Origin of the sequence: Streptomyces sp. NPDC088147, from assembly GCF_044741565.1 — a bacterium.
GTDB lineage: Bacteria > Actinomycetota > Actinomycetes > Streptomycetales > Streptomycetaceae > Streptomyces.
On sequence record NZ_JBIUSY010000011.1, the window covers coordinates 70,576 to 96,620 of the forward strand.

28 protein-coding genes, 1 pseudogene and 1 riboswitch are annotated in these 26,045 nt (G+C 71.6%); of the genes and pseudogenes, 16 read left to right on the forward strand and 13 right to left on the reverse strand.

The features are described 5' to 3' along the window. Positions 1-84: 84 nt before the first annotated feature. The 5 genes from ACIOGX_RS33215 to ACIOGX_RS33235 all read right to left on the reverse strand — a co-directional run bounded on the left by ACIOGX_RS33215 (position 85) and on the right by ACIOGX_RS33235 (position 4,906). A complete protein-coding gene (locus ACIOGX_RS33215) occupies positions 85-894 on the reverse strand; it encodes an SGNH/GDSL hydrolase family protein (protein ID WP_401918364.1) in 810 nt (269 codons plus the stop codon). A gap of 118 nt (positions 895-1,012) precedes the next feature. Beyond that, a complete protein-coding gene (locus tag ACIOGX_RS33220; RefSeq protein WP_356517121.1) occupies positions 1,013-2,026 on the reverse strand; it encodes a hemolysin family protein in 1,014 nt (337 codons plus the stop codon). Next, complete coding sequence (locus ACIOGX_RS33225) at positions 2,026-3,363, reverse strand: hemolysin family protein (protein ID WP_384770047.1); 1,338 nt, start codon at positions 3,361-3,363, stop codon at positions 2,026-2,028. Before ACIOGX_RS33225 ends, ACIOGX_RS33220 begins: the two co-directional genes overlap by 1 nt. Positions 3,364-3,466: 103 nt before the next feature. After that, entirely contained in the window at positions 3,467-3,970 is a 504-nt protein-coding gene (locus tag ACIOGX_RS33230) for a GNAT family N-acetyltransferase (protein ID WP_356516936.1), read from the reverse strand. Between the two features lie 54 nt (positions 3,971-4,024). Continuing rightward, on the reverse strand, positions 4,025-4,906 hold the full coding sequence (locus ACIOGX_RS33235) for a TIGR03621 family F420-dependent LLM class oxidoreductase (protein ID WP_356517123.1): 882 nt from the start codon (positions 4,904-4,906) through the stop codon (positions 4,025-4,027). 119 nt (positions 4,907-5,025) lie between these two features. Here ACIOGX_RS33235 and ACIOGX_RS33240 point away from each other — a divergent pair, with 119 nt between their 5' ends. Together ACIOGX_RS33240 and ACIOGX_RS33245 are read left to right on the forward strand one after the other, a co-directional pair. After that, a complete protein-coding gene (locus ACIOGX_RS33240) occupies positions 5,026-5,253 on the forward strand; it encodes an antitoxin (protein ID WP_356516938.1) in 228 nt (75 codons plus the stop codon). Then, positions 5,250-5,621: a fic family toxin-antitoxin system, toxin component gene (locus tag ACIOGX_RS33245; RefSeq protein WP_383975391.1), complete on the forward strand. Its 372-nt coding sequence runs from the start codon at positions 5,250-5,252 to the stop codon at positions 5,619-5,621. Before ACIOGX_RS33240 ends, ACIOGX_RS33245 begins: the two co-directional genes overlap by 4 nt. 97 nt (positions 5,622-5,718) lie before the next feature. On the opposite strand, the gene bioD is transcribed toward ACIOGX_RS33245, so the two are convergent. From bioD to bioB, 3 genes and pseudogenes are all read right to left on the reverse strand, one after another. Further along, the gene (gene bioD / locus ACIOGX_RS33250) at positions 5,719-6,435 is read right to left on the reverse strand and encodes a dethiobiotin synthase (RefSeq protein WP_401762357.1); all 717 of its coding nucleotides are present in this window, start codon (positions 6,433-6,435) and stop codon (positions 5,719-5,721) included. 3 nt (positions 6,436-6,438) lie between these two features. Beyond that, the gene (locus tag ACIOGX_RS33255; RefSeq protein ID WP_384770032.1) at positions 6,439-7,728 is read right to left on the reverse strand and encodes an adenosylmethionine--8-amino-7-oxononanoate transaminase; all 1,290 of its coding nucleotides are present in this window, start codon (positions 7,726-7,728) and stop codon (positions 6,439-6,441) included. Positions 7,729-7,857: 129 nt separating this feature from the next. Further along, positions 7,858-8,893: pseudogene (gene bioB / locus ACIOGX_RS33260) on the reverse strand (biotin synthase BioB); the annotation flags it as partial. Positions 8,894-9,035: 142 nt separating this feature from the next. Between bioB and ACIOGX_RS33265 the strand changes: the two are divergent. Continuing rightward, complete coding sequence (locus ACIOGX_RS33265; RefSeq protein ID WP_356516948.1) at positions 9,036-10,187, forward strand: 8-amino-7-oxononanoate synthase; 1,152 nt, start codon at positions 9,036-9,038, stop codon at positions 10,185-10,187. 19 nt (positions 10,188-10,206) lie between these two features. On the opposite strand, the gene ACIOGX_RS33270 is transcribed toward ACIOGX_RS33265, so the two are convergent. Both ACIOGX_RS33270 and ACIOGX_RS33275 read right to left on the reverse strand, forming a co-directional pair. Beyond that, positions 10,207-10,413 carry a DUF397 domain-containing protein gene (locus ACIOGX_RS33270; RefSeq protein ID WP_129769217.1) on the reverse strand — a complete coding sequence of 69 codons (207 nt, stop codon included), beginning with the start codon at positions 10,411-10,413 and terminating at the stop codon, positions 10,207-10,209. Positions 10,414-10,421: 8 nt separating this feature from the next. Next, positions 10,422-11,276, reverse strand: coding sequence for a helix-turn-helix transcriptional regulator (locus ACIOGX_RS33275; protein ID WP_356516950.1), 855 nt, complete (start codon positions 11,274-11,276; stop codon positions 10,422-10,424). A 256-nt stretch (positions 11,277-11,532) separates the two neighbouring features. On the opposite strand from ACIOGX_RS33275, the gene ACIOGX_RS33280 reads away from it, so the two are divergent. Next, a complete protein-coding gene (locus ACIOGX_RS33280; protein ID WP_383975406.1) occupies positions 11,533-11,973 on the forward strand; it encodes an ATP-binding protein in 441 nt (146 codons plus the stop codon). Positions 11,974-12,084: 111 nt separating this feature from the next. On the opposite strand, the gene ACIOGX_RS33285 is transcribed toward ACIOGX_RS33280, so the two are convergent. The 3 genes from ACIOGX_RS33285 to ACIOGX_RS33295 all read right to left on the reverse strand — a co-directional run bounded on the left by ACIOGX_RS33285 (position 12,085) and on the right by ACIOGX_RS33295 (position 15,413). Further along, positions 12,085-12,558 (reverse strand): C40 family peptidase, encoded by a 474-nt coding sequence (locus ACIOGX_RS33285; RefSeq protein WP_356516954.1) that lies wholly within the window; start codon positions 12,556-12,558, stop codon positions 12,085-12,087. A gap of 3 nt (positions 12,559-12,561) precedes the next feature. Further along, a riboswitch (cyclic di-AMP (ydaO/yuaA leader) is annotated at positions 12,562-12,758 on the reverse strand. A 317-nt stretch (positions 12,759-13,075) separates the two neighbouring features. After that, the gene (locus tag ACIOGX_RS33290; RefSeq protein WP_356516956.1) at positions 13,076-13,723 is read right to left on the reverse strand and encodes an ATP-dependent Clp protease proteolytic subunit; all 648 of its coding nucleotides are present in this window, start codon (positions 13,721-13,723) and stop codon (positions 13,076-13,078) included. A gap of 319 nt (positions 13,724-14,042) precedes the next feature. Next, positions 14,043-15,413 carry a hypothetical protein gene (locus tag ACIOGX_RS33295; RefSeq protein WP_401918370.1) on the reverse strand — a complete coding sequence of 457 codons (1,371 nt, stop codon included), beginning with the start codon at positions 15,411-15,413 and terminating at the stop codon, positions 14,043-14,045. 279 nt (positions 15,414-15,692) lie between these two features. On the opposite strand from ACIOGX_RS33295, the gene ACIOGX_RS33300 reads away from it, so the two are divergent. From ACIOGX_RS33300 to ACIOGX_RS33355, 12 genes are all read left to right on the forward strand, one after another. After that, on the forward strand, positions 15,693-16,430 hold the full coding sequence (locus tag ACIOGX_RS33300; RefSeq protein WP_401918372.1) for a class I SAM-dependent methyltransferase: 738 nt from the start codon (positions 15,693-15,695) through the stop codon (positions 16,428-16,430). After that, entirely contained in the window at positions 16,427-16,969 is a 543-nt protein-coding gene (locus ACIOGX_RS33305) for a pyridoxamine 5'-phosphate oxidase family protein (protein ID WP_401918374.1), read from the forward strand. The genes ACIOGX_RS33300 and ACIOGX_RS33305 overlap by 4 nt, the downstream gene beginning before the upstream one ends. Further along, positions 16,966-17,994, forward strand: coding sequence for an L-threonine 3-dehydrogenase (gene tdh / locus ACIOGX_RS33310; protein ID WP_401918376.1), 1,029 nt, complete (start codon positions 16,966-16,968; stop codon positions 17,992-17,994). The genes ACIOGX_RS33305 and tdh overlap by 4 nt, the downstream gene beginning before the upstream one ends. A 10-nt stretch (positions 17,995-18,004) precedes the next feature. Beyond that, complete coding sequence (locus ACIOGX_RS33315) at positions 18,005-19,024, forward strand: GNAT family N-acetyltransferase (protein ID WP_401918378.1); 1,020 nt, start codon at positions 18,005-18,007, stop codon at positions 19,022-19,024. An 84-nt stretch (positions 19,025-19,108) separates the two neighbouring features. Continuing rightward, positions 19,109-19,423 carry a type II toxin-antitoxin system Phd/YefM family antitoxin gene (locus ACIOGX_RS33320; protein ID WP_401762335.1) on the forward strand — a complete coding sequence of 105 codons (315 nt, stop codon included), beginning with the start codon at positions 19,109-19,111 and terminating at the stop codon, positions 19,421-19,423. A 266-nt stretch (positions 19,424-19,689) separates the two neighbouring features. Then, positions 19,690-19,992 (forward strand): urease subunit gamma, encoded by a 303-nt coding sequence (locus tag ACIOGX_RS33325; protein ID WP_356516968.1) that lies wholly within the window; start codon positions 19,690-19,692, stop codon positions 19,990-19,992. A 16-nt stretch (positions 19,993-20,008) separates the two neighbouring features. Continuing rightward, positions 20,009-20,320, forward strand: a complete 312-nt coding sequence (locus tag ACIOGX_RS33330) for an urease subunit beta (RefSeq protein ID WP_356516970.1) — start codon at positions 20,009-20,011, stop codon at positions 20,318-20,320. Next, complete coding sequence (locus ACIOGX_RS33335) at positions 20,313-22,034, forward strand: urease subunit alpha (protein WP_401918381.1); 1,722 nt, start codon at positions 20,313-20,315, stop codon at positions 22,032-22,034. Before ACIOGX_RS33330 ends, ACIOGX_RS33335 begins: the two co-directional genes overlap by 8 nt. Further along, the gene (locus tag ACIOGX_RS33340) at positions 22,034-22,708 is read left to right on the forward strand and encodes an urease accessory UreF family protein (protein WP_356516974.1); all 675 of its coding nucleotides are present in this window, start codon (positions 22,034-22,036) and stop codon (positions 22,706-22,708) included. Before ACIOGX_RS33335 ends, ACIOGX_RS33340 begins: the two co-directional genes overlap by 1 nt. Positions 22,709-22,764: 56 nt before the next feature. Further along, on the forward strand, positions 22,765-23,442 hold the full coding sequence (gene ureG, locus ACIOGX_RS33345; RefSeq protein WP_356516976.1) for an urease accessory protein UreG: 678 nt from the start codon (positions 22,765-22,767) through the stop codon (positions 23,440-23,442). Further along, on the forward strand, positions 23,439-24,230 hold the full coding sequence (locus ACIOGX_RS33350) for an urease accessory protein UreD (RefSeq protein ID WP_401918384.1): 792 nt from the start codon (positions 23,439-23,441) through the stop codon (positions 24,228-24,230). The genes ureG and ACIOGX_RS33350 overlap by 4 nt, the downstream gene beginning before the upstream one ends. A 147-nt stretch (positions 24,231-24,377) precedes the next feature. Next, complete coding sequence (locus ACIOGX_RS33355) at positions 24,378-25,955, forward strand: alpha/beta hydrolase (RefSeq protein ID WP_401918386.1); 1,578 nt, start codon at positions 24,378-24,380, stop codon at positions 25,953-25,955. The last annotated feature ends 90 nt before the right edge of the window (positions 25,956-26,045 follow it).

Genomic DNA, 26,045 nt, shown 5'->3' on the forward strand with positions numbered 1-26,045 from the left:
GGCGGAGACTGTGGGCGGGGCGCCGGGCCGGGCACCGGGGCGGGGCGCCGGGGGCAGACGGGACTTCGGACTTACGCGTCCAGGTCAGGCGTCGGGATCGGATACCGGTGCGGCGGCGGACGCCGGTGTCTCGTACGGCAGCAGTTCCGGCCGCTTCGCGGGCCGCCCGTCCCCCGACGACCGTCCCGTGACCCGGCGCATGATCCACGGCCCGAGATGCTGCCGGGCGAACCGGAGGTCGCTCGTCCGCCGCGCGGGCCATCCCACGGGCACGGCCCGCGGCAGCTCCGCGCGCCAGTCGTCCTCGGCGTCCAGACCCAGCGTCTGCCAGACGGCCTCGGCGACCCGGCGGTGGCCCTCGCCGGTGAGATGCAGCCGGTCCACGTCCCACATCCGCTGATCACCGAGCGCCGGAACCCCGTACAGATCGACGACGAGCGCGCCATGGCGGGCGGCCAGTTCGTCCACGAAGGAGAACAGCTCCTCCATCCGCGGCCGGAACCGCTCCATCACCGGACCGTTGCGGCCGGGGCTGCGCATCAGCACCAGCTGCCCGCAGGCCGGGGCGAGCCGTTCCACCGCCTCGGCGAGCAGTCCGCGCACCCGCCCCATGTCGACCTTCGGCCGCAGGGTGTCGTTGAGCCCGCCGACCAGCGTCACCAGGTCCGGTTTCATCGCGGCGGCGACATCCACCTGTTCCCGGACGATCTGTCCGATGAGCTTTCCGCGTACGGCGAGATTCGCGTACCGGAATCCGGGCGTACGGGCCGCGAGCCGGGCCGCGAGCAGATCCGCCCAGCCGCGGTACGAACCGTCGGGGAGGACGTCGGACATGCCCTCGGTGAAGGAGTCACCGATCGCGACGAAACTGGTGTAGTTGGCATTCATCTCCATGGCGGAGCGATCGTACCGCTCGGTATGCCCCGCGTTTCACGGGGTCCCGGCGGGACCGCGAGGGGGCGCGCCGGGACTTTGAGGACAGGGCCTTCGAGCCCACCCCCGCCCCCGCGGGCTACGCGTGCCTGCCGACCAGCTCGCGCAGTACGTCCTCCATCGTCACCAGCCCTTCGAGCCTGCCCTCCTCGTCCTCGACCGCGGCCAGATGTGTACGGCTGCGGCGCATCGCCGTCAGTACGTCGTCCATCGGCGTCGTGGCCCGTACCCGCGCGATCGCCCGCATCCCCCGGACGGCGAACGGCTCGTCGCGCGGAACGGCGTCTAGGGCGTCCTTCACATGGAGGTAGCCGAGGATCCGGCGCGCGGTGTCCACCACCGGGAAGCGCGAGAATCCCGTCTCCACCGCCAGGCGTTCCAGCCCTTCCGGAGTGATCCCGAGCCGCGCGGTGACCACCCGCTCCAGGGGCATCACCACATCGCGCACCGGCCGGCGTCCCAGCTCCAGCGCGTCGTGCAGCCGCTCGGCCTCGCGGTCGTCCAGCAGCCCCGCGTGGCCCGCGTCCGTGACCAGCCGGGCCAGCTCGTCGTCGGAGAAGGTGGCGGTCACCTCGTCCCTCGTCTCCACCCGGAGCAGTCGCAGCAGGGCGTTGGCGAAGGCGTTGACCGTGAAGATCACCGGGCGCAGCGCCCGCGCCAGCGCGACCAGCGGCGGGCCGAGCAGCAGCGCCGCCCGCACGGGACCGGCCAGCGAGACGTTCTTCGGCACCATCTCGCCCAGCAGCATGTGCAGATAGGTGGCCACGGTGAGCGCGATCACGAACGAGATCGGATGCACCAGGCCGTGCGGCACCCCCACCGCGTCGAAGAGCGGCTCCAGCAGATGCGCGATGGCGGGCTCGGCGACGATGCCGAGCACCAGCGTGCACAGCGTGATGCCCAGCTGCGCCGCCGCCAGCAGCGCCGACACATGCTCCAGGCCCCAGATGACGCTGTGCGCCCGCCGGTTGCCGGCCTCCGCCTCCGGCTCGACCTGACTGCGGCGCACGGAGATCAGGGCGAACTCGGACGCGACGAAGAAGGCGTTGACGACCAGCGTCAGCAGACCGATGAACAACTGGATCGCGGTGATCATGCCTCCTCCTCGCTGTCCTCACCGGACGCGCCGGGCGGCGCGCGCAGCAGCAGCCGGGCCGCGCGCCGGCCCGTGGCGTCCACGACCTCCAGATCCCAGCCGTCCAGTTCGAGACGGTCGCCCTCGGCGGGGATACGGCCCAGCTCCGTGGCGATCAGACCGGCGAGCGTCTCGTACGGCCCCTCGGGCATCCGCAGCCCGACGGCCCTCAGCTGGTCGGCGCGCGCGGCGCCGTCCGCCGACCACAGTCCATGCCCCTCCGCGTCCTCGCCCAGCAGCGCCAGCCCGGGGGTCTCCTGCGGATCGTGCTCGTCGCGCACCTCGCCGACGACCTCCTCGACGATGTCCTCCAGTGTCACGACGCCCGCCGTCCCGCCGTACTCGTCGATGACGACGGCCATCGTGGCGCCGCCCGACAACCGGTCGAGCAACTGGTCCACCGTCAGGCTCTCCGGCACCAGCAGCGGTTCCCGCAGCAAGCCGGACACCGGCTGCCGGGGCCGCCGCTCGGCGGGGACCGCCAGTACGTCCTTGATGTGCGCGGTGCCGACGACGGTGTCGAGGCTGCCCCGGTAGACCGGAAAGCGCGACAGACCGGTGGCGCGGCTGGCGTTGGCGACGTCCTGCGCCGTGGCGCGCACATCGAGGGCCATCACCTGCACCCGTGGGGTCATCACGTTCTCGGCGGTCAGCGCGGACAGGCTGAGCGTCCGTACGAACAGCTCGGCGGTGTCCGGCTCCAGCGCGCCCTCCTTCGCGGAGTGCCGTGCCAGGGCGGCCAGCTCCTGCGGGCCGCGGGCGGAGGCCAGCTCCTCGGTGGGTTCGAGGCCGAGGCCGCGCACGATCCGGTTCGCGGTGTTGTTGAGATGGCCGATGAACGGGCGGAAGACCGCGGTGAAGTACCGCTGGGGGGTGGCCACCACCTTGGCGACGGCCAGCGGCGAGGAGATCGCCCAGTTCTTCGGGACCAGCTCGCCGACGACCATCAGGAAGAGGGTCGACAGGGCCGTGCCGATCACCAGCGCCACCGAAGAGGCGACGGAGGGGGACAGCCCCACGGCCTCGACCGGTCCGCGGATCAGCCGGGCGATGGACCGCTCGGAGAGCATGCCCACGACCAGATTGGTCACGGTGATCCCGAGCTGGGCGCCGGAGAGCTGGAAGGTGAGGCTCCGTACGGCCTTCAGCGCCCCCGCCGCGCCCCGCTCCCCGCGCTCGGCCGCCCGCTCCAGCTCCCCGCGCTCGACGGTGGTGAGGGAGAATTCCGCCGCCACGAAGGCCCCGCAGGCGAGCGACAGCAGCACCGCCACGATGAGCGGTAGCACCTCGGTCATCGATTCACCTCCGTCTCATGATCGGTCAGCGGGGGAAGGTCCGCGCGATGTCGGCCGTCCGGCGTCGTCCGCGCGGTGCGGCGCGCCCGCGGTGCCGGACGGATCAGCCGCCCCCCAGCGGCTTCACCCAGCGGGTCCACTGCGGCTGAGGGCCGTAGCCGGACGCCCGCCAGGCGTGGTGCGCCCGTTCGTTGTCGTCCAGCACCATCGCGTCGCCACGCCGCCCGCCCAGCTCTGCGAAGCGTTCCTCCGCCGCCGTCAGCAGTGCCGTGCCGATGCCCAGACGCCGCTGGTCCGGATGGACCGCGAGCCGGTAGAGATGACAGCGCCAGCCGTCGAAGCCAGCGATCACCGTGCCCACGATCACCGCGCCCGCCCTCGCGCCGTCGCGCCCGGCGGGGAGCGGATTCCCGGGGAGCGGCTCCGCGGGAATCCGCTCCCCGGGAATCCGCTCCGCGAGGATCAGGGACTCGGGGTCGCGGGCCACGAGCCGCTCCACGCCGTCGCGGTCGTCCGTGATGCTGGTCCCCTCCGCGGCGTCCTTCCAGAAGGCCAGCACCGCGTCGAGGTCGGCCGGCGTGGCGGCCCGTATCCGGAAATCGTTCATACGGTGATCCCATCACCGTCCGGACGGGCGGGTCGAACGGATTCCATTCCGTGGTCAGCTGCCGCTCAGCTCCTCGATCACCGGACCGAGCGCCTCCATGAACGGGTCGAGGACGGAGAAATAGCTGAAGCCGAGGTGTTCGCGCAGCCCCCGCAGCTGGTCGGCGATCTGCCGTACGGTGCCGACGGCGATCAGCGGCAGATCCAGCAGCTCGTCCTCGGTCAGCTCCGGTGCTATCGCCGGCAGGTCCCGGACCGCCCCCCTGCGGTCCGGGGTGACGGCGACGTACTGGAGCAGCAGATTCAGCTCGGCGGGAACCGCCCGCCCGGCCTCGAAACCCCGGTACGCCTCGACGCGCTCGGCCAGCTCAGGGGCGGCGAGCGCGCGCATACTGCCCACCTTGGTGGCCCGGCCCCCGGTGAACGCGGCGATCTCGGCGCGCTCGGCCGCCAGCCGCAGCATCCGGTCGCCGTTCCCGCCGATCAGCAGGGGCGGCCGGGGGCGCTGTACGGGCCGGGGCAGCTCCGTCCCGTCGCCGAACAGCCGGTCCAGTTCCGTGACCGTACGGATCAGATGACCGACCCGCTCGCCGGGCGGAAGGAACTCCAGACCGGCCCGCTCGTGCTCCTCCCGCACATAACCGGTGCCGAGCCCGACCTCGAGACGGCCCCCGGTCAGGGCGTCCGTGGTCGCGATCTCCCGGGCGAGCAGCGCGGGGTTCCAGAAGGCGGCGTTGAGGACGAAGGTGCCGAGCCGGGGCCGCTCGGTCGCCGCCGCCGCGGCCACCAGCGCCGGGAACGGAGCGACCATCCCCAGATGGTCCGGCACCTGGATCACGTCGTAGCCGAGCGCCTCCGCCCGTACGCACCGCGCGCGCCAGGTGTCGCCGACGTCGGGCGTGGTCATGTTCACACCGAATCGGAAAGGGCGTGTCATGGTCATGGAGCCGACCCTAGGCGCCCCACCGCCACCAGGGGTAGTGCGCCGCCACCGGGGAGAGAGGGCGCGCCCTGGCCGTCTTGCCGTTGCTAGCACTGGCGCGCTAGCTTTGTGGTATGGCCAAGACGCAGCTGAACGTACGCGTGGACGAGACCACCGCGGAGGCCGCGCGCCTGCGGGCCTCCGAACGGGGGATGAGCGTGAACCGCTATATCGAGGAGCTGGTCAAACAGGACGCGGGGGAGGCCGGACGTACGTTCGTGGAGTCCGCCGCCGACTTCATGAAGCAGTACGAATCGGTCTTCACCGAGGAGTTCGGCGCGGAGCGCGCGGGCGCGCGTTGACCCTTCGGATCGAACTCGCCTGGCTCCTCATGGTCGCGGAGCACAACACGCCCGGCGATCCGCAGGTCACCGACTGGGGCGCCCTGGTCGCCGCCGTCAGCCGCCACGAGGCGGAGATATTCGGCACGCCCGTCTACGGCGACCCGCACGCACGGGCCGCCGCTCTCCTCCAGTTGCTGCTGCATGTCCCGGCCTTGGAACGTTCCAACGCGCTGTTCGCCTCCGCCGTGGCCTACGGCTATCTGGTGGCGAGCGGGCTGCGGGTCGTGACCTCGCCCGAGCGCGTCCGGGACCTGGCGAAACTGGTCAAGGACGGTACGGCCGACGTCCAGGCCATCGCCGCCGAACTGCGCGGCTGGAGCCTCTGAGACCGTCCGGACACTTCTGGAGTTCTCCGGTGTCCCGGCTGCCCCACGCATCCGGCCGGTCTCATCCGCCCCGGCCACCTCAGCCGCCCCGGCCGCCTCAGGCGGACGCCTCCCGCGCGAACGTCCCCGCGTCCCACCGTCCGTCCAGACGCGGCGCCAGCCAGGACACCGCGCGCTCCCGGAACTCCTCCGGAGCCAGCCCGCCCGCGCCCTCCGGGACCGCGCCCAGCAGCGGCGCGCCCGCCGCGTCCGGCAGATCCGCGAGATTGCAGCGCGCCGCGAGATCGGGCACGGCGGGCCAGCGGCCGATCACGACCCCGTCCAGCGTCAGCGATCTCGCGCGCAGCGCCTCCGCCGTCAGCGCGGTCATGTTCAGCGTGCCGAGCCCGGCGGGGGCCACCACCAGCACCCGCGCCCCCAGCAGCCGGGCCGCGTCCGCGAGCGTCGCGCCGCTCTCGTCGAACCGTACGAGCAGTCCGCCCGCGCCCTCGACCAGCACCAGATCGTGCTCGGTCGCCAGCTTCTCGGCCGCGACGGCGATCTCGTCCGGCCCCACCGGCGGCGCCCCGGCCCGCCGCGCCGCGGTCGCGGGGGCCAACGGCTCGGGGTAGCGCGCCAGTTCGACGGCGGTGACCGGGCCCGCCAGCCGCGCGACCTCCGCCACATCACCCGGCGCGTCGGGGCCGAGACCGGTCTGCGCGGGCTTGAGCACCGCGACCGTACGCCCGCGCGCCAGCGCGACGGCGGCCACCGCCGCCGTGACGACGGTCTTGCCGATCTCCGTCCCGGTTCCCGTCACGATCACCACCGGCATGCTTCAGCCCTCTCTCGCCGCCGCCGTCACCGCGCGGCAGATTGTTTCGACATCCCGGTCATCCGTGACATACGGCGGCATGGTGTACACGAGGTCGCGGAACGGCCGCAGCCATACGCCCTCCCGTACCGCCGCCCGTGTCGCGGCCTCCATGTCCACCGCGTGGTCCAGCTGGACGACGCCGATGGCGCCCAGCACCCGTACCTCCCGTACACCGGGAAGGGACGCGGCCGGCGCGAGCCCCTCGCGCAGGCCCGCCTCGATCCGCTTGACCTCCCGCGCCCAGTCCTGGTCGAGCAGCAGCTCGATCGAGGCGCGGGCGACCGAGGCGGCCAGGGGATTGCCCATGAACGTCGGCCCGTGCGCCAGTACCGGGACCTCGCCGCGCGAGATGCCCTCGGCCACCCGTGAGGTGCACAGCGTCGCCGCCATCGTGAGATACCCGCCGGTCAACGCCTTGCCGACACACATCACATCCGGCGAGACGCCCCCCTGCTCGGCGGCGAAGAGCGTCCCCGTACGGCCGAACCCCGTCGCGATCTCGTCGAGGATCAGCAGCACATCGTGCGCGTCGCAGGCCTCCCGCAGCACCCGCAGATACGCGGGGGAGTGGAAGCGCATCCCGCCCGCGCCCTGGACCACCGGCTCGACGATGACCGCGGCCAGTTCGTCCGCGTGGCGGGCGATGAGCGCGCGCAGGCCGTCGGCGTACGTCTCCTCGTACTCCGTGGGCGGCGCGTCCGCGAAGATCTGCCGGGGCAGCACCCCCGACCAGAGGTCATGCATCCCGCCGTCGGGGTCGCACACGGACATCGGCTGCCAGGTGTCCCCGTGGTAGCCGCCCCGCCAGGTCAGCAGCCGCCGCTTCGCCGGGCGGCCCACCGAACGCCAGTACTGGAGACACATCTTCACCGCGACCTCGACCGACACCGAGCCCGAGTCGGCGAGGAACACATGGCGCAGCGGCTCCGGGGTGATGTCGACGAGCAGCGCCGCGAGCCGCACGGCGGGCTCGTGGGTGAGCCCGCCGAACATCACATGGCTCATACGGTCCAGCTGGCCGTGTGCCGCCGCGTTGAGCACGGGGTGGTTGTAGCCATGGATCGCCGACCACCAGGACGACATGCCGTCGACCAACTCGCGCTGTCCGTGGGCGGGTTCGGCGAGCCGCAGCCGGACCCCGGACGCGGACTCCACGACCAGCGGTTCGGCACGGCCGGGCATGGGGCCGTACGGATGCCAGACATGGGCCCGGTCCAGGGCCAGCAGCTCACCAGGGGCGGTCTCAGGCATTGGGCGCCAAGTCGGTACCGGCGCCGCGACGGCGTACCGCCACCAGGTCCGTACGGGGCGCCCCGGTGTCCGTGACCGGGTCGGCCTGTTCGGCCTGTTCGGCCGGAGTGGTTTCGGCGGACGTCCGGGACGCGTCTCCGCCACACGGGCCGCATCCGTCGCGACGGTGCTCGGGCAGCGTGGTCGTGTCCGCGCCCTCCACCTCGAAACCCGCGTCCGCGATCATCTCCAGGTCCGCCTTGCCCTCCTGGCCCTCGCTGGTCAGATAGTCCCCGAGGAAGATCGAGTTGACCAGGTGGAGCGCGAGGGGCTGCATCGAGCGCAGATGCACCTCGCGCCCGCCCGCGAGCCTGACCTCCACATCGGGGCAGACGAACCGCGTCATGGCCAGAATGCGCAGACAGCGCTGCGGGGTGAGGTTCCACTCCTTGGCGAGCGGTGTCCCCTCGAACGGGATCAGGAAGTTGACCGGCACCGAGTCGGGGTCCAGCGCGCGCAACGAGAAGACGACATCGACCAGATCCGCGTCACTCTCGCCCATGCCGGCGATCAGCCCCGAACACGCGGACAGCCCGGCGGTCTGCGCCCGCTGCACCGTGTCCACCCGGTCCGCGTAGGTGTGGGTGGTGGTGATGTCGCCGTAGGTGCCCTCGGACGTATTGAGGTTGTGGTTGTACGCGTCGGCGCCCGCGGCCCGCAGCCGCTCCGCCTGGCCGTCCGAGAGCAGCCCGAGACAGGCACAGATCTCGACGTCCTCGTTCTGCTCCTTGATCGCCTCGATGGTCTGCGAGACCCGGTCGACATCCCGGTCCGTCGGACCCCGGCCGCTCGCGACCAGACAGACCCGCTTCGCCCCGCCCGCCACTCCGGCCGCCGCCGCCTTCGACGCCTCGTCGGGCTTCAGCCAGGTGTACTTGAGGATCTCGGCCTTGGAGCCGAGCCGCTGCGAACAGTACGAGCAGTCCTCGGGGCACAGCCCGGACTTCAGATTGACCAGATAATTGAGCTTCACCCGCCGCCCGAACCACTGACGGCGCACCTTCCCGGCCGCGGCCACCACATCGAGCAGTTCGTCGTCGGAGGTCGCCAGTACGGCGAGCGCTTCTTCGCGGGTCGGCGGCTCGCGCCGCAGACCCTTCTCCACCAGCGTGTTCAGCAGGTCCATGGTGCTGATCCTTGCCCACGGAGGACGTCCGGGAAAAGGAGGAATCCCACAAGGCCATCGGATCGACGTGTGTGTATGACCACACCCTGCCCCCGTGGCGGCCCGGCTAAGGTCTGTGCGTTGCCTACAAAAGGACCGGACCATGGAGCGCGACCCCTTCGACTGGACCGACGACGAGGCGCGCCGCCGTGAACAGTCGGGTCTGGTCCGTACGCTCCGGCCGCGCCCCGCCGAATCCGGACTGCTGGACCTGGCGAGCAACGACTACCTGGGGCTCACCCGCCACCCTGCCGTGACCGGCGCGGCGGCGGAGGCCGCGCGCCGCTGGGGCGCGGGCGCCACCGGCTCCCGGCTGGTCACGGGCAGCACCGAACTGCACGCCGAACTGGAAAGTGAACTGGCCGCGTTCTGCGGCTTCGAGGCCGCGCTCGTCCTCTCCTCCGGATACGCGGCCAATCTGGCCGCCCTCACCGCGCTCACGGCCCGCGACGCGCTGCTGCTGTCCGACGCGGGCAATCACGCCTCGATCGTGGACGGCTGCCGGCTCTCGCGCGCCGAGACCGTGGTCGTCCCGCACGCCGAACCCGAGGCCGTACGCAAGACACTCGACGCGCACGCCGGGCGGCGGGCGCTCATGGTGAGCGACGCGGTGTTCTCCGTGGACGGCGACGCGGCGCCGCTCGGTGAACTGGCCGAGGTCTGCCGTACCCGTGGCGCGGCCCTGCTCGTCGATGACGCGCACGGACTGGGGGTGCTCGGCGCGGGAGGCCGGGGCACGCCGTACGCGGCGGGCATCGCCGGTGCCAACGGAGTGGTGGCCACCGTCACGCTCTCCAAGTCCCTGGGCAGCCAGGGCGGCGCGGTACTCGGCCCGGCACGGGTCATCGGCCATCTGGTCAACGCCGCCCGTACGTTCATCTTCGACACCGGACTGGCGCCGGCGGCCGTGGGCGGCGCGCTGGAGAGTCTGCGGCTGCTGCGCCGGGAGCCCGCCCGGCCGGAGCGGGCGCGCGAGGTGGCCCGTACGCTGCACCGGCTGCTGACCGGGGCGGGTCTGACGGCCGTACGACCGGACGCCGCCGTGGTCTCCGTACGGGCGCCGTCGCCCGAAGCGGCGGTGCGCTGGGCCGCGGAGTGCCGTGCGGCGGGGCTGGCCGTGGGGTGCTTCCGTCCGCCCTCGGTGCCGGACGGCATCTCCAGGATCCGGCTCACCGCGCGTGCCGATCTGACGGATCAGCAGATCGGCACGGCGGTGGACACGATCGTCGCGCTCGCGCCGGGGGACGCGAGCTGAGCCGACCGGCCCCGGGCGGTCAGTGCGCGGGCGCCTCGTCGCGCAGCGCGGAGACGAAGGAAGTCCACGCGTCCGCCGAGAAGAACAGATGGGGTCGGGTCACTTCCTTGGAGTCACGTACGGCCAGTCCGCCCACGGCGATGGGGGCGCACTCCACACAGTTGTTCGCGCCGGTGCTGTAGCTGCTGCGATGCCATGCGGATGGACATGTCAGGTGGGGGGTCATGATGCTCCCTAGGCGCCGTCACCGATCCCGGCGATGAGATCCAATGAATCCTCTGTCGAGAGGGCATGCGCCTGCATGGTGCCGAACGCCGCGCAGTACGCCTCAAGGTCTTCTTTCCGCTCCAGATAGAGGCTATTCGTCAAATGGTCGAGAACGACCAAATCCAGATCAGTAATGTGCGGGAATGAGAAGATAACGAAAGGGCCGGTCAGTCCTACATAGCCGCCGGCCGTGAACGGCAGCACCTGAAGGCAGACATGCGGAAGACGGGCCAGCTCCGAGAGCCGCCGCAACTGCTCCCGCATCACACCGGGCCCGCCCACCTCGCGGCGCAGAACGGCCTCGTCCAGCACGGCGTGCAGCTCCAGGGGTATGCCGGCGCGCAGCACCTCCTGGCGGGCGAGCCGCACCTCGACCAGGGAGTCGACCGTCGTGGCGGGCAGTCCGCCGAGCGCGGCACGGGTCACGGCACGGGCGTACGCGGGGGTCTGGAGCAGGCCGGGGACCACGGAGGTCTCCAGTGTGCGCGCGGTGCGGGCCTGGGACTCCAGGCTGATGAAGTCCCGGTACTGTGGCGGGATCACGCCGCCGTACGCCATCCACCACCCCTGTCCGCTGCTGGTGGTCCCCGCCAAGGCGCCCAGCAGCAGCCGTTGTTGTGCGTCGGTGACGCCGAACGCGTCGAGCAGTCCGGCCAGATCCTCGTCCTTCACCCCGCTGACGCCCGTCTCGAGCCGGCTGACCTTCGACTGGTGCCAGCCGAGCAGCCGCGCGGTCTCACCGCTCGTCAGTCCCGCGCTCTGCCGCAGCTTGCGCAATTCCTCGCCGAGCCTGCGCCGGCGCACCGCTGGAATATGCCGCATGAATGATTGCCTCCCCGCCCTGTGTTCGTCGCGCCCTCGGGCGCCGCGGCGGAGAAGATATCTTTCCGGCGCCCAAATACGGTCTCGCGTTGCAGAGTTCACCGCTTTGAGCGACAGATATATGCAGATCTCGGTGGATCGGCCCTGGGAACGGCACGATCAGTGGGAGGCTGGCGCGAAGCACGGTCCGAGGCCGTCCGCGCAGTCATTCGCTCTGTGCCGGAGCCAGGCCCGGCGGGAAAGGGACGGCGTCGCCATGGCAGACCACCAGGAAGCATCCATCACCCTGCCGAGCGATCCCGCCTCGGTCACCGCGGCGCGAAGATACGTCGTGGACCTGCTGGCCGAGTGGGGGCTGCCGGTGCGGGAGGACATGGCCGAGACGGTCCGGCTGATCGTCTCGGAACTGGCCACCAACGCGGTACAGCACACCTTCGGGCAGTCACCCACGTTCACCGTGGAGGTCAGCCTCGAACGTGACGAGCAGCTGCGCGTCGGAGTCACCGACAGCCATCCGCGCTGGCCGCAACGGCTGCCCGCGGCCGTTCAGCAGGACAACGGCCGCGGCATGGTGATCGTCCGCTCGCTCACCGCCGAGCAGGGGGGACAGCTCTCCGTCACCCCGACCGCGGAGGGGGGCAAGACGGTCTGGATCGTCCTGCCATGGACGGTCCCGGTGGCGGCCGACGTGAGCTGAGCCGGTCGGCCGGTGCCCCCGGTCCCGGGCCGTCCCCGCCGGAGCGGGGACGGCCCCCTCCGACGCGTCCGGGGGCGGTGATGGCGAGAGGGCCGGTGCCGGCGGCCGGGGTCAGTTCACCCGGCCGTACAGGACGCTCCGGGACCAGATCCGCTCCAGCCGCACCAGTGACCCGGTCTTGGGCGAGTGCCAGATCCTTCCCCTGCCGGCGTAGATGCCGACGTGGTAGACGCTGTTGCCCCAGTGGAAGAACACCAGGTCCCCCTTGCGTCGTTGGGAGGGCGAGATATGGCGGGACGAGTTGTACTGCTGCTGGGCGGTACGGGGGAGCTTCTTGCCGGCCTTCTTGAACGAGTAGAGCGTCAGCCCGGAGCAGTCGAAGCGGTGGGGCCCCGTGGCTCCCCACCGGTACGGAGAGCCCTTCTTCGAGGCGGCGATCTTGAGGGCGTTGACCGCGCGCGTGGCGGCCTCGGCCTCGGACGTGGCGCCGGGCACGAGCATCGTGCCGCCGAGCGCGGCGAGTGTGAGGACCGAAACCGCACCGGTCCTGGACAGCAGAGACGGGACATTCGTCTGCGCGGTCATGCGCAACCCTTCGTCAGCCGCCTGTGAAGGATGACCTGTCGGGTTCGGGCTGGCGAAGTTGCCCGGCCGCTCTCACGACTTCACCCCGAGGGACGACCACACCGGGCGTCGTCCCGTTCTGCCTGGGTCCTCCACTCCTGCCGATCCACTCCTGTCGACCAGGCATCCGGTGCGGCGGCAGGACTCGGCGTCCGCCCGGACCGCCCCGCCGCGGTGGCGGGGGCTTGTCGTCCCACGGATCTTGACGCAGGAACAGGTGGATATCCGAGACGAAACGACGATATGTGAAGTTCATCACGGATGCCCCAAAGGGGTGGTGAAGGGGTGTGTCACGCCGACGGCATGAGCCCCGACGAGGGCCGTACCTGCAAGGGAGTTCGGGGCGCCTGGACGATCCGGTCGCATCGCGCAACTCGGGACCCCGTACTCGTCCGGACGGTTCATACGCCGAACGTGCGAGTCGTTCCCGTATGGGCGGCGTCCATACGGGAACGACTCGCCGTGCCGGCGCGGGCGTTCACCGCCCGCCGAAGGGGTCGCGCGGCGTGTCGAGGGACGCCTCGCGGTTCCGGATGACGTGATCGAGCAGTCCGTACGCCTTGGCGGCCGGCGCGTCGAGGATCGTGTCGCGCTCGATGTCCTCGGTGATCCGCTCGGTGCTCTGCCCGGTGTGACGCACCAGCATGGACGTGAGCAGCGACCGCAGTCGGAGCATCTCCCGCGCGTGGATCTCCAGGTCGGACGGCCGGCCCTGGACCGGCTCCTCGATGGCGGGCTGCCGGAGGAGGAGCCGCGCGCCGGGCAGCGCCAGCCGCTTGCCCGGTGCCCCCGCGGCCAGCAGTACGGCGGCGGTCGACACCGCCTGCCCGAGGCAGACGGTCTCCACGTCGCAGGTCACGATCCGCATCGTGTCGTAGATCGCGGACATGGCGCTGATCGACCCGCCCGGGGAGTTGATGTAGAGCGAGATGTCCCGGTCGGGCGCCGCGTATTCGAGGTGGATGAGCTGCGCGATCACATCGTTGGCCGCGGTGTCGTCGACCGGCGTGCCGAGGAAGATGATCCGCCCTTCGAGGAGCTTCGAGTACGGGTCGAGGGTGCGGGTCCCGTTGCTCGTCCGCTCGGTGAACTCGGGCAGGACGTAGCGGGCTGACGGACGGTTCATGGCGTGCCTCTCCTCGTACGCGCGTCTCGCGGTTCTCGCGGGCTCTGTGAAAAATGTACAGGACGTACAGAAAATGAGATGCGGGGTAGGCCGGGGAATCCGGAGCAAGAGGCGTTCGCCGTGGGCGCGTTCGGTCGAATGGAGCAGACAGGAAGCGATTCTGCGGGTGTACTCTCCGCGCCTCGCCCGCTCCGGCGGTTCGCCGGTGGTGGCGTGGCGCTACACCTCGGGCATGGACGATCCTTTTGCTTTCAGCCCGTTGCGGACGCCCCGGTCGGGGTCGCCCCGCTCGGATGGGCCCCGCTCGGATACGCCCCGGTCAGGTGGGCGACGGCGGGACGGTGAGACCCCGGGCACGGTGGAGCACGGCGGCGGCGTACGGCCGTCTTCGGAACCCGCTCAGAGATCCGCGCAGACGCCTGAGCGCCTGGTCGGCGGGGGCCGACCGCAGACTCGGGTAGTGGTCGAGGAAGACGTGCCACTGGACACAGGACTCCTCAAGGTGACCCAGGGTCAGGAGCGTGTCGGCGAGCCGCGCCCGGGTGAGGGCACTTGATCTGTGGCGGTCCTCGGCGCGGGCCTCGGCCGCGCCGGCGAAGAGCCGCGTCGCTCCCGCGGTGTCCCCCAGGGCGATCAGCGTCCTGCCGTGCTGGTAGTCGAGTCCGGGCCGGGGGTAGTGGGTGAACGGTCCGGGCAGGCCGGTCGCGCGGTCGTGCTGCGTCTCCGCCGCCGTGAGATCTCTGACGGCCTCGCGGCGGCGCTGCGCGCGGGCGTGGGTGAGTGCGCGCTGACTCAGGACGAAGGCCCGGAGGGCCGGGTCGGCGCGCCGGCCGGCGGTGTCGACGGCCGCGTCGGCGAGATCTCCGGCGTGCTCCTCGAACCCGAGGTACAGGGCCTGGGTGCTCATGGCGCGCAGGGTGGTCGCGAAGAGGCCGCGGTCGTCGGCTTCGCGGGCGAGCCCCAGGGCCGCGGTGAAGTAACGCTGGGCCAGGCTCGGATGGGCCGCGTCCATGCTCATACGGGCCAGCAGATGGGTGAGTTGCCCCGCACCGCTCAACAACTCCCGGCGCAGGGAGGGGCGGGCGGGAGCGGCCAGGAGACGGCTTGTGTCGTCGGTCAGGTAGGCGGTCAGGGCGGTGCGCGCGTGGGCTCCGCCGTGACGTTCCATCAGATCCGCGAAGACATGGACCATCCAGCGCAGGCGCTGGACGTCGGCCGGGGTGGCCCGGGGGCCCGTGACGCGTGCCGGCGGCGGGACGGCGGGCCGCTCGGGGCTCCAGAAGGTCGCGCTGGTGGCCCCCAGGTCATAGGCGGAGCCGGTGAGGACGGCCCGGCGCGCGGGGTCGGTGTCGGCGTGCGTCAGGGCGGCCAGCCGGTCCAGGGCGGTGCCCGGCATGTCCTGGTCGGCCAGGAGCGGATCCTCGGTCGCCTGCGGGCCCTGCGCGAGGCCGGTCTCCAGCGTCGTGACGAGCCGTCCGCAGCGGCGGCTGAACGCCGAGGCGACCAGGTCGGGTATGGGAGGCCGGGGGCGGGATCCGGTCAGCCAGTGGGCGACCGAGGTGCGGTCGTAGCGCAGGCGCAGGCCCTGAGCCGCGCCCAGATCGTTGACGCTCCGGGCCAGTTCCGCCGGATTCCAGCGGGCCTCGTTGAGCAGCCGGGCAAGGTGTCGGTTGGGCTGATGGCGGGCCACGGCCCCCTGGTCTCCTCAGGACGTGCCCGGTGCGCCTCGTTCGATTCCGTCGCATGCGCGATGGCACAAGCGTTCAACGCGTGCACGCATCGATCACGGCGGACCGCGCTTGGGGGCGGGCCGATGGGTAACTGTTGGAGATATTCCCGGTCTCGCGGCGTTTCATCCCGATCCCGGTGCCTGGGACGAGTATGGCCCGATTCCTCTCCGCACCCTCCCCGAGGAGGCCCGATGGCAGCCACCGCTGTGCCCGCGACCCACACGGAAAGAGAGCCTTCGATGACGCAATTCGATGAACTGGCCGAGATCTACGACGACTTCTCGCGGCTGCCGTTCCGCCGCGACCTCGAATTCCCCAGTGTGTTCGGGCTGCTGGGCGACCTCTCGCGGCTCAAGGTCCTGGACCTCGGCTGCGGCAGCGGCGTCTACAGCCGGGCGCTGGCACGGAGCGGCGCCGCGCTGGTCGTGGGGCTCGACGAGTCCGGCGGCATGATCGACCACGCCCGCGCGCAGGAGGCCGCGGAGCCCCTGGGCGTCCGCTATGCCGACGGTGACCTGCCGGATGGACTGGAGGGCGGCTTCGACCTCGTCCTCGGCGTGTACGTCCTCCCGTACGCCACCACGTACGAGGAACTCGTGGGTCTGTGCCGGACCGCGGCTGACGCGCTGCGGCCGGGCGGCAGGTTCGTCACCCTGCCCATCCATCCCGAAGCCCACCACGACCCCCGCCACTACGAACGCTACGGATTCCGGCTGCGCACGGGCGAGTCCCCCGAGGACGGCTCCCCGGTGGATCTCGCCCTGTCCTTCGCCTCGCACGACGTCAGCATCACCGCCCGCTACTGGAGCGTGACGACCCTGGAGCAGGCGCTGCGGGAGGCCGGATTCGGTCCCGTGCGGTGGCAGTCGCACCGCTTGTCGCCGTCGGCCGCCGGCCCGCCCGAGTTCTGGGCGCCCTACCTGTCCGCGCCGCACGCCGCGATCCTCGACACCGCCAAGGAGTACGAGCCGTCATGACACCCCTGCCTCAACTCGCCGAACGCAGCGGCTTCCTCATCGAGAACGGCCGCTTCACCACCCTGGCCACCCACGGTCCCGACGGAGCCTGGGCCTCCACCGTCAACTACGTACCGCTGCGCAACCCCCTCCGGCTGCTGTGGTACTCACTGCGCCGGGCCCGGCACTCACGCAATATCGACGCGGACCCGCGGATATCCGGCTCGATCTATCTGACCGAGCTGCCCGGTTTCGGGCTGGACGGGGCGCAGTTCACCGGCACCGCGCGGCCGGTGGGGGCGGACGAACTCGAAGAGCTCAGCGCCTGGTACTACGAGCGGAACTTCCCGGACGAGGAGGTCCGCCGCCAGTGGCGCCTGCCGCTGGACGAGTTCAGGGGCGAGGGACCGCGCCGCTTCTATCTGCTCGAAGTCCACCGGTGGTGGCTGCTGGACATCGACCAGTGGCTCGTGGACAAGAACGACCAGCGCATCGCCGTCCCGCTGGACGCGGTCAGGGGCCGGGCGGTCGACGGCGCCGGTTCGGCGGGTGCGCGATGAAGGCCCTCGTCAAACGCGGGCCCGGCGAAGGGCTCGACTTCACCGACGTACCCACGCCGGAGCCGGGACGCCACGACGTCCTCGTCCGTGTGCTGCGCACCGGCATCTGCGGCACGGACCTGCACATCCTCAAGGGGACCCCGTGGGCGACGCGGACGGTGACGGCACCACGGGTCATCGGCCATGAGTTCGTCGGCGAGATCGTGGCGGCCGGGGCCGGGGTCGGGGGCCTGCTGCCCGGCCAACTGGTCAGCGCCGAAGGCCATATGACGTGCGACACCTGCGCCAACTGCCGGGCCGGCCGGCAGCATCTGTGCGACACGGTGGAGGGCCTGGGAGTCCAGCGCGACGGCGCGTTCGCCGAATACGTGGCGGTGCCCGCGCGGAGCGTCTGGGTGCACCGGCCCGGTGTCTCCCTGGACGTCGCCGCCATGTTCGACGCCTTCGGCAACGCCGTCCATGTCGCCGACACCTTCCCCGTCCGTGACCGGACGGTACTGGTCACCGGAGCGGGGCCGATCGGTGCCATGGCCGCGGCGGTCGCCCGCCACCGGGGCGCGCGTCTGGTCGCCGTCAGCGATGTCAGCCCCTTCCGGCTCGACCTCGCACACCGCGCCGGTGCCGATCTCGTCATCGACGCCGGTGACGGACCCATCGACCCCACCGCGCTCGGCCTGGCGCAGGGGTTCGACATCGGATTCGAGATGTCCGGCAACCCCTCCGCCCTGAGGGATCTGATCGGTGCCATGGCCCACGGCGGCCGGATCGCCGCCCTCGGCCTGCCCGACGAGGACGTACCCACGGACTGGGCGGACATCTCCCTGCGCATGCTGACCATCCAGGGGATCAGCGGACGCCGGGTGTTCGACACCTGGCACGCCATGGCCGACCTGCTCGACCAGGGCATGGACCCGTCGTTCACCATCACGGACCACTTCGTCGCGGAGGACTACGAGAAGGCCTTCGCCACCGCCGCCGAAGGCCACGCGGGCAAAGTGATCCTCGACTGGGTCCCACGGGACTGAGGGGGCCGTCATGGACTACACCGTGCGTGTCCACACCGCGATCGACGACGTCGACGAGCGGTGGGACGACCTGATGACGGCGGCCCGCGCCCCTGTCTTCTATCGCCGCCCGTTCCTGCGCGCCTTCGAGAAGCATCCGCTGCACCCGGTCCTGCGCACCGCGTACCTCCTGGTGGAGGACGGGTCGGGGCGGGCGCACGCGGCCCTGCCCGCCTATCTGCAACGCGATGTCGACCCGATGCGGGTGATCGCGGAGCACTACCCCCACGCGGCCGGCCGGACCGCCCTGCTCAGTCACGCCTGGCACTGCTACGACACCGTGCTGCCCGTGCGGCCCGGCCCCGGAAGCCGGTCCGCCGCCGGGCGCGCCGTCACCGCGCTGCGGGATCTGGCGTCCGCGTGGGACGCGGGCCTGTGCGGCATCGTCAACGCGGACGCCGCGAGCCCGCTGGACGCCCAGCTGACCGAGGCCGGTTTCAGCGGGGTCGACATCGATGTGGGATGGGGGTTGACCCTGGACCAGTACACGGGATTCGACGACTACCTCACCCGCGCCCTCAGCAGGAAGGCCAGGCACAACCTCAGGCACGATCTGCGCGAGGCGGAAAGGGCGGGGGTCGGCGTTCGTACGGCCGACGTGGGGGACGCGGATCTGGACGGCTTCGTACGGCTGGCGCGTGCCACCGCCGCCAAGTTCGGCAACGCCGACTACTACCGGCCCGGTCTCTTCCAGGACTTCGTGCGGGAACTGGGCGACTGCGTCCACGCCGTGGAACTCCGCGTCGAGGACCGGATGATCGCCTCCGCGCTCACCCTCACCGACGACACCCGGCTCCACTACTGGGCAGTCGGCTACGCCCAGAAGGACACCCCCGGATACAGCCCGTTCTATGTGTCCTACGCCCACGTGATGCGGGAAGCCTGGGCGTCCGGCCGGGACTGGGCCGAGCTGGGCCGGCGCAACCCGTCGTTCAAACGGCGGTACGGCCTCCAGCCCCGTGTCCTGCGTGCCTATTTCGCGGAGCGGTGACCGCTTCCGGAGCGGGGGACCCGCCACCGGACGCCATGGGCCGATCGAAAGTCCCTGGCGTGTCGTCCTCTTAAGCTGGGGGACATGGCCTACGAGATTCCGGTGACGCAAGCCCGGGCAGAGCTCGCCGATCTGATCAACCGCGTCGTCTACGGCGGTGAGCGCGTGGTGGTGACCCGGCACGGGAAGCCGCTGGTCGCGCTGGTCTCCGCCGCCGATCTGGAGCGGCTCGAGAGAGAGCCGGAGGCGGTCGAGGAGCAGGTGATCAGTTCGGTCTCGGCCCTCGGGTCCGTACCGTCCGCCCCCGGGGAGCGGCGGCGGTTCGGGATCGCGGCGGAGCACCAGCGGGACCACCAGGGCCCGGAGGCCGGAGACCGGCCTCCGGGCCCTGGCAGGTGACGCCGCGTCCCCGGCGGGATGACGACCACGGCTCCGTATACGACCCGGTCCTCCTCGGGGACGTGCCCATCGAGGTGGCGCGGAGCGGGTTGCGTGCCCTGCGTCCATGGGCCGGCAAAAGATCAGTTAACGCGTTGGAAAAACTTCCGCCCTAACGTGCAATGCCTGGCTGTGACCACCCGGATCACAGTTCAACAGAGTGTTGAAGTTGGCTAGGGTTCCGCTGCGCCCGGCCGTCACCGGGCCGGAGACGATGAGGTGGAAGCGTGCAACTGACCCCGCACGAGCAGGAACGTCTGCTGATCCATGTGGCCGCGGACGTGGCGGCCAGGCGCAGGGAGCGCGGACTGCGGCTGAACCATCCCGAGGCGGTCGCCCTGATCACCTCGCACATTCTCGAAGGCGCCAGGGACGGCCGTACGGTCGCCGAACTCATGGCCTCGGGGCGCAAGGTGCTCGGCCGGGACGATGTCATGGAAGGCATCCCCGAGATGATCCACGACGTCCAGGTGGAGGCCACCTTCCCGGACGGCACGAAGCTCGTCACCGTCCATGACCCGATCGTCTGACAGGGGAGCGCGGCCGATGATTCCCGGAGAGATCCTGTACGCCGACGGGCCGATCGCCCTCAACGAGGGCCGCGAGGTCACCGCGCTCACCGTTCTCAACACCGCCGACCGGCCGGTCCAGGTCGGCTCCCACTACCACTTCGCCGAGGCCAACCCGGGTCTGGAGTTCGACCGGGCCGCCGCGCGCGGCAAGCGGCTGCATATCGCCGCCGGCACCGCCGTGCGCTTCGAACCCGGCATCCCCGTCGACGTCGTACTCGTACCCCTCGCCGGTCTGCGCGTCGTGCCGGGCCTGCGGGGAGAGACCGGAGGTCCCCTCGATGACTGAGCTGTCCCGTGCCGGGTACGCCGATCTGTTCGGCCCCACGACCGGCGACCGGATCCGGCTCGCCGACACCGATCTGCTCGTCGAGATCGAGGAGGACCGCTCCGGCGGTCCGGGGCGCGCCGGGGACGAGGCGGTGTTCGGCGGCGGCAAGGTGATCCGCGAGTCGATGGGCCAGTCCCGTACGACCCGGGCCGAGGGCGCGCCCGACACCGTGATCACCGGCGCTCTGATCATCGACCACTGGGGCATCGTCAAGGCCGACCTCGGGGTACGGGACGGCCGGATCACCGGAATCGGCAAGGCCGGCAACCCGGACACCATGGACGGGGTCCATCCCGAGCTGGTCATCGGGCCCGAGACCGAGGTCATCGCGGGCAACGGGAAGATCGTCACCGCCGGTGCGATCGACGCGCATGTCCACTTCATCTCGCCGACCATCGTCGACCAGGCGCTGGCGAGCGGAGTCACCACCCTCGTCGGCGGTGGCACCGGACCGGCCGAGGGCACCAAGGCCACCACCATCACCCCCGGAGCCTGGCATCTCGCGCGGATGTTCGAGGCGCTGGAGACCTTCCCCGTCAATATCGGGCTGCTCGGCAAGGGCAACACGATGTCCCAGGACTCGATGCGCGCCCAACTGCGCGGCGGAGCACTGGGGTTCAAGATCCATGAGGACTGGGGCGCCACCCCCGCCGTCATCGACGCCTGTCTGCGGGTGTGCGAGGAGTCCGGCGCCCAACTCGCCATCCACACCGACACACTGAACGAGGCGGGCTTCGTCGGCGACACCCTCGCCGCCATCGCGGGCCGCACCATTCACGCGTACCACACCGAGGGCGCGGGCGGCGGGCACGCCCCCGACATCATCACCGTGGTCAGCGAGCCGTACGTACTGCCCAGCTCCACCAACCCGACCCGGCCGCACACCGTCAACACCATCGAGGAACACCTCGACATGCTGATGGTCTGCCACCACCTCAACCCGGCCGTGCCCGAGGACCTCGCCTTTGCGGAGTCCCGTATCCGGCCCTCCACCATCGCGGCCGAGGACATCCTGCACGATCTCGGAGCCATCTCGATCATCTCCTCCGACTCCCAGGCCATGGGACGCGTCGGCGAGGTGATCACGCGGACCTGGCAGACCGCGCACGTGATGAAGAAGCGCCGCGGCGCACTGCCGGGCGACGGCCGCGCCGACAACCACCGCGCCCGCCGCTATGTCGCCAAATACACCATCAACCCGGCGGTCGCGCAGGGACTCGACCGGGAGATCGGCTCCGTCGAGACCGGCAAGCTCGCCGATCTGGTGCTCTGGGACCCGGCCTTCTTCGGCGTCAAGCCGCACCTCGTCCTCAAGGGCGGACAGATCGCCTACGCGCAGATGGGCGATGCCAACGCCTCCATCCCCACCCCGCAACCGGTGCTGCCGCGACCGATGTTCGGCGCGCTGGGCCGCGCGGCGGCGGCGGGCTCGGTCAACTTCGTCGCGGAGGCGGCGATCGAGGACGGGCTGCCCGAACGCCTCGGCCTGGCCAAGAGGTTCGCGCCGATCGGCAACACCCGGGGGATCACCAAGGCGGACATGCGGGAGAACGACGCGCTGCCGCGCGTCGAGGTCGACGCCGACACCTTCACGGTGACCATCGACGGCGAGCCGGTGGAACCCGCGCCCGCCGCCGAACTGCCGCTGGCCCAGCGTTACTTCCTGTTCTGATGAACCGCGCCGCACTGCTCGTGCTCGCCGACGGCCGGTTCCCCGCCGGCGGTCACGCCCACTCGGGCGGGGCCGAACCGGCCGTCAGGGCGGGGCGGATCCACGACGCCCCCAGCCTGGCCGCCTTCTGCCGGGGCCGGCTGCACACCACCGGGCTGACCGCGGCGGCCCTCGCCGCCGCGGCAGCCGGGGGCCTCGACCCACGGGAACTCGACGAGGCCGCCGACGCCCGCACGCCCTCACCCGCGCTCCGGGCGACCGCGCGCAAGCTCGGCCGACAGCTGATGCGCGCCGCCCGCGCCACCTGGCCCAGCGGCGAACTGGACGCGCTCGCCGCCGCCCGGCCGCGCGGCGCGCACCAGCCCGTCGTCCTCGGCCTCACCGCGCGCTCCGCCGGGCTCGGCCCCGAGGACGCCGCGTACTGCGCCGGGTACGAAACGGTCAGCGGCCCCGCGACCGCGGCCGTACGGCTGCTCAGCCTCGACCCCTTCGAGGCCACCGCCGTCCTCGCCCGTCTCGCACCCGAACTGGACCGGGTCGCCGGGCGGGCCGCGGAGCTGGCGGGACGGGCGGCGCGGGAAGGTCTCGACGCGCTGCCTGCCGCCTCGGCCCCGCTGCTCGACATCACCGCGGAGGCGCACGCGGGGTGGCCGGTGCGGCTGTTCGCCTCGTGAGACCCGCCCCTGCCCCCGCATCCTCATTCCCGTACCGCCCCGACAGGAGCCGCACCATGCATCTCGACCACAGCCATTCGGGCCCGGCCGCCGTCAGCGCCGACGCCCTGCGCCCCGACGGCAGGCGGCGCGCTCTGCGTATCGGCCTCGGCGGCCCCGTCGGCTCGGGCAAGACCGCGACCGTCGCGGCGCTCTGCCGCACTCTGCGTGACCGGCTGTCGCTCGCCGTCGTCACCAACGACATCTACACGCGCGAGGACGCGGAATTCCTGCTCCGGCACGCGGTGCTGCCGCCCGAGCGCATCCAGGCGGTCGAGACCGGTGCCTGCCCGCACACCGCGATCCGCGACGACATCTCCGCCAACCTGGAAGCCGTCGAGGACCTGGAGGACGCCGTCGGTCCGCTCGATCTGATCCTCGTCGAGTCCGGCGGCGACAATCTCACCGCGACCTTCTCCAAGGGCCTCGTGGACGCGCAGATCTTCGTCATCGACGTGGCGGGCGGCGACGACATCCCGCGCAAGGGCGGGCCCGGTGTCACCACCGCCGATCTGCTCGTGATCAACAAGACGGACCTCGCGCCGTACGTCGGCTCCGACCTCGGCCGGATGGCCCGCGACGCCAAGGAGCAGCGCGGCGAACTGCCCGTCGCCTTCACCTCGTTGACCGGCGAGGACGGGGTGGCGCCGGTCGCGGACTGGGTGCTGGCGCGGCTCGCCGCCTGGACCGCATGAGCGCCCACGCTCACCGCCCGGACCAGAGGAGCGTCCACGCCACCGCCCGTATCGTCGCCACCCGCGCCGGACTGCCCGTACTGACCGGTGAGGGACCGCTGGCGCTGCGCCGCACCCGCGCCACCGGGGCGGGCACCCGGGTCACCGTCGTCGGCGCCATGAGCGCACCGCTCGGCGGCGACCGGCTCGCGATCGAGGCCGACGTACAGGACGGCGCGCGGCTCACCGTGGACGCGACGGCGGCGACCGTCGCGCTGCCCGGACGCGCCGCCGGCCCCGCCCACTACGACGTGCGGCTGACCGTGGGGGAGGGCGCGGAGCTGCACTGGCTCCCCGAGCAGCTCATCTCGGCGTACGGCAGTGATCTGCGGATGCGCACCCGCGTCGACCTCGCCGCCACCGCCCGGCTGGTGCTGCGCGACGAGCAGATCCTCGGCCGGCACGGCGAAGGCCCCGGCACGCTCCTGACCCGGCTCACCGTCCACCGCGCCGGGCGCCCGCTGCTCGACCAGGAACTCGCCCACGGACCCGGCGCGGCCGGCGGCTGGGACGGCGGAGCGGTCCTCGGCGGCTATCGGGCCGTCGGGCAACTCCTCCTCGCGGGGCCGGAGTTCGAGGAGAAGCCGGTGGAACCCCGGCTGCTGGGCGACACCGCCGTCCTCACCCCGCTCGCCGGACCCGCGGCCCTCGTCACGGCGGTCGCCCCGGACGCCCTGCGGCTGCGGCGGGTCCTGGACGAGGTGCTGCGCGCGCACACGGCCCAGGGATCCGTCGCCGCGTACCGCTGAGCGGGACAGCGCCTACCGGTTATTGGTTCGGTAAAGAAATGGCCGGGTGGCCTGTTCTCGGCGACCACACAGACGAAAGGATCCCGGGGAGTCCAATCGAACGCGTTGTCGCAGGCAGGCAGCGCATCACGGAGGGGGAGGTTCCACTTGAGACGCACCGCAGTGCTCGGCTCGGCCGGCACGCTGCTCACGGGAACGCTCATAGCGGGCGCGATAGCCGCGCCGGCGGCGACCGCCGACGGCCGCCACCACGGTGACCCGGCGGCGTACGGCGCCACCGTCGCCGCCGAGCGCGCCGCGAACAAGGGCATCGACTGGCAGGACTGCCCGGCCGACTGGGCACTGGAGAAGCCCATCCAGTGTGGCTGGGTGAGCGTCCCGCTCGACTACACGAAGCCCAACGGACGGCAGATCAAGATCGCCGTCGACCGGATCGGCAACACCGGGACCAAGCAGGAGCGCCAGGGCTCCCTGGTCTACAACCCGGGCGGTCCCGGCGGCTCCGGCATGGCCTTCCCGCGCCGTGTCGTCACCAAGAACGCGATCTGGGCCGACACCGCCAAGGCCTACGACTTCGTCGGGTTCGACCCGCGCGGGGTGGGCCACTCCACGCCCATCTCCTGCGTCGACCCGCAGGAGTTCGTCAAGGCGCCGAAGCTCGACCCGGTCCCCGACAGCGAGGCCGACAAGCGCGCCCAGCGCAAGCTGGCCGCCGAGTACGCGGACGGCTGCCAGGAGCGCAGCGGCTGGATGCTGCCGCAGATGACGACGCCCAACACCGCTCGTGACCTGGATGTCATCCGGGCCGCGCTCGGCGACAAGAAGCTGAACTACGTCGGCGTCTCCTACGGCACGTACCTCGGCGCGGTCTACGGCACGCTCTTCCCGTCGCATGTGCGCCGTATGGTCGTCGACAGCGTGGTCAACCCGTCGAAGGAGAAGATCTGGTACCAGGCCAACCTGGACCAGGACGTCGCCTTCGAAGCCCGCTTCCAGGACTGGATGGAGTGGGTCGCCAAGAACGACGCGTCCTTCCACATCGGGACCACCGCCGCCCAGGTCGAGAAGCAGTGGGACACGCTCCGCGCCGCCGCCAAGAAGAACCCCATCGGCGGTGTCGTGGGACCGGCCGAGCTGCTCAGCCTCTTCCAGGGCGCTCCGTACTACGACTCCAGCTGGGTGCCCGTCGCCTCGGTCTGGAGCAAGTACCTCGCCGGTGACACCCAGGCGCTGATCGACGCTGCCGCCCCCGACATGTCGGACACCGCGGGCAACGCCAAGTCCGAGAACGGCAACGCGGTCTACACCGCCGTCGAGTGCGCCGACGCCAAGTGGCCGACGAGCTGGAAGCAGTGGGACCGGGACAACACCCGGCTCCACCGCGACCACCCGTTCCTCACCTGGTCCAACGCCTGGATGAACCTGCCGTGCGCCACCTGGAGCGCCAAGCAGCAGACCCCGGTGGAGGTCAAGACCGGCAAGGGACTGCCGCCCGTGCTGATCACGCAGTCCACGCGGGACGCCGCCACGCCGTACGAGGGCGCCGTCGAGCTGCACAAGCGCTTCAAGGGATCGCGTCTGATCACCGAGCGCGACGCCGGTTCGCACGGCATCACGAATCTGCTGAACCCGTGCATCAACGACCGGGTGAAGTCCTATCTGCTGACGGGGGCGCTGGACAGCGCCGATGTGACGTGCGCTCCGCACGCCACGCCCAAGCCGTAAGGACCCGGGGACGGGGGCGGCCGGCTCACCGGTCGCCCCCGTCCGCCATTTCCGCCCCCGTCCGCCATTTCCGCCCCCGTCCGCCATCTC

What these genes read in the sequence shown, in the direction of transcription:
- ACIOGX_RS33215 (WP_401918364.1), bottom strand. Translation starts at nt 894, where the DNA reads ATGGAGATGAATGCCAACTACACCAGTTTCGTCGCGATCGGTGACTCC.
- ACIOGX_RS33225 (WP_384770047.1), bottom strand. Translation starts at nt 3,363, where the DNA reads ATGACCGAGGTGCTACCGCTCATCGTGGCGGTGCTGCTGTCGCTCGCC.
- ACIOGX_RS33230 (WP_356516936.1), bottom strand. Translation starts at nt 3,970, where the DNA reads ATGAACGATTTCCGGATACGGGCCGCCACGCCGGCCGACCTCGACGCG.
- ACIOGX_RS33235 (WP_356517123.1), bottom strand. Translation starts at nt 4,906, where the DNA reads ATGACACGCCCTTTCCGATTCGGTGTGAACATGACCACGCCCGACGTC.
- ACIOGX_RS33240 (WP_356516938.1), top strand. Translation starts at nt 5,026, where the DNA reads ATGGCCAAGACGCAGCTGAACGTACGCGTGGACGAGACCACCGCGGAG.
- bioD (WP_401762357.1), bottom strand. Translation starts at nt 6,435, where the DNA reads ATGCCGGTGGTGATCGTGACGGGAACCGGGACGGAGATCGGCAAGACC.
- ACIOGX_RS33255 (WP_384770032.1), bottom strand. Translation starts at nt 7,728, where the DNA reads ATGCCTGAGACCGCCCCTGGTGAGCTGCTGGCCCTGGACCGGGCCCAT.
- ACIOGX_RS33265 (WP_356516948.1), top strand. Translation starts at nt 9,036, where the DNA reads ATGGAGCGCGACCCCTTCGACTGGACCGACGACGAGGCGCGCCGCCGT.
- ACIOGX_RS33270 (WP_129769217.1), bottom strand. Translation starts at nt 10,413, where the DNA reads ATGACCCCCCACCTGACATGTCCATCCGCATGGCATCGCAGCAGCTAC.
- ACIOGX_RS33275 (WP_356516950.1), bottom strand. Translation starts at nt 11,276, where the DNA reads ATGCGGCATATTCCAGCGGTGCGCCGGCGCAGGCTCGGCGAGGAATTG.
- ACIOGX_RS33280 (WP_383975406.1), top strand. Translation starts at nt 11,533, where the DNA reads ATGGCAGACCACCAGGAAGCATCCATCACCCTGCCGAGCGATCCCGCC.
- ACIOGX_RS33285 (WP_356516954.1), bottom strand. Translation starts at nt 12,558, where the DNA reads ATGACCGCGCAGACGAATGTCCCGTCTCTGCTGTCCAGGACCGGTGCG.
- ACIOGX_RS33290 (WP_356516956.1), bottom strand. Translation starts at nt 13,723, where the DNA reads ATGAACCGTCCGTCAGCCCGCTACGTCCTGCCCGAGTTCACCGAGCGG.
- ACIOGX_RS33300 (WP_401918372.1), top strand. Translation starts at nt 15,693, where the DNA reads ATGACGCAATTCGATGAACTGGCCGAGATCTACGACGACTTCTCGCGG.
- ACIOGX_RS33305 (WP_401918374.1), top strand. Translation starts at nt 16,427, where the DNA reads ATGACACCCCTGCCTCAACTCGCCGAACGCAGCGGCTTCCTCATCGAG.
- tdh (WP_401918376.1), top strand. Translation starts at nt 16,966, where the DNA reads ATGAAGGCCCTCGTCAAACGCGGGCCCGGCGAAGGGCTCGACTTCACC.
- ACIOGX_RS33315 (WP_401918378.1), top strand. Translation starts at nt 18,005, where the DNA reads ATGGACTACACCGTGCGTGTCCACACCGCGATCGACGACGTCGACGAG.
- ACIOGX_RS33320 (WP_401762335.1), top strand. Translation starts at nt 19,109, where the DNA reads ATGGCCTACGAGATTCCGGTGACGCAAGCCCGGGCAGAGCTCGCCGAT.
- ACIOGX_RS33330 (WP_356516970.1), top strand. Translation starts at nt 20,009, where the DNA reads ATGATTCCCGGAGAGATCCTGTACGCCGACGGGCCGATCGCCCTCAAC.
- ACIOGX_RS33335 (WP_401918381.1), top strand. Translation starts at nt 20,313, where the DNA reads ATGACTGAGCTGTCCCGTGCCGGGTACGCCGATCTGTTCGGCCCCACG.
- ACIOGX_RS33340 (WP_356516974.1), top strand. Translation starts at nt 22,034, where the DNA reads ATGAACCGCGCCGCACTGCTCGTGCTCGCCGACGGCCGGTTCCCCGCC.
- ureG (WP_356516976.1), top strand. Translation starts at nt 22,765, where the DNA reads ATGCATCTCGACCACAGCCATTCGGGCCCGGCCGCCGTCAGCGCCGAC.
- ACIOGX_RS33350 (WP_401918384.1), top strand. Translation starts at nt 23,439, where the DNA reads ATGAGCGCCCACGCTCACCGCCCGGACCAGAGGAGCGTCCACGCCACC.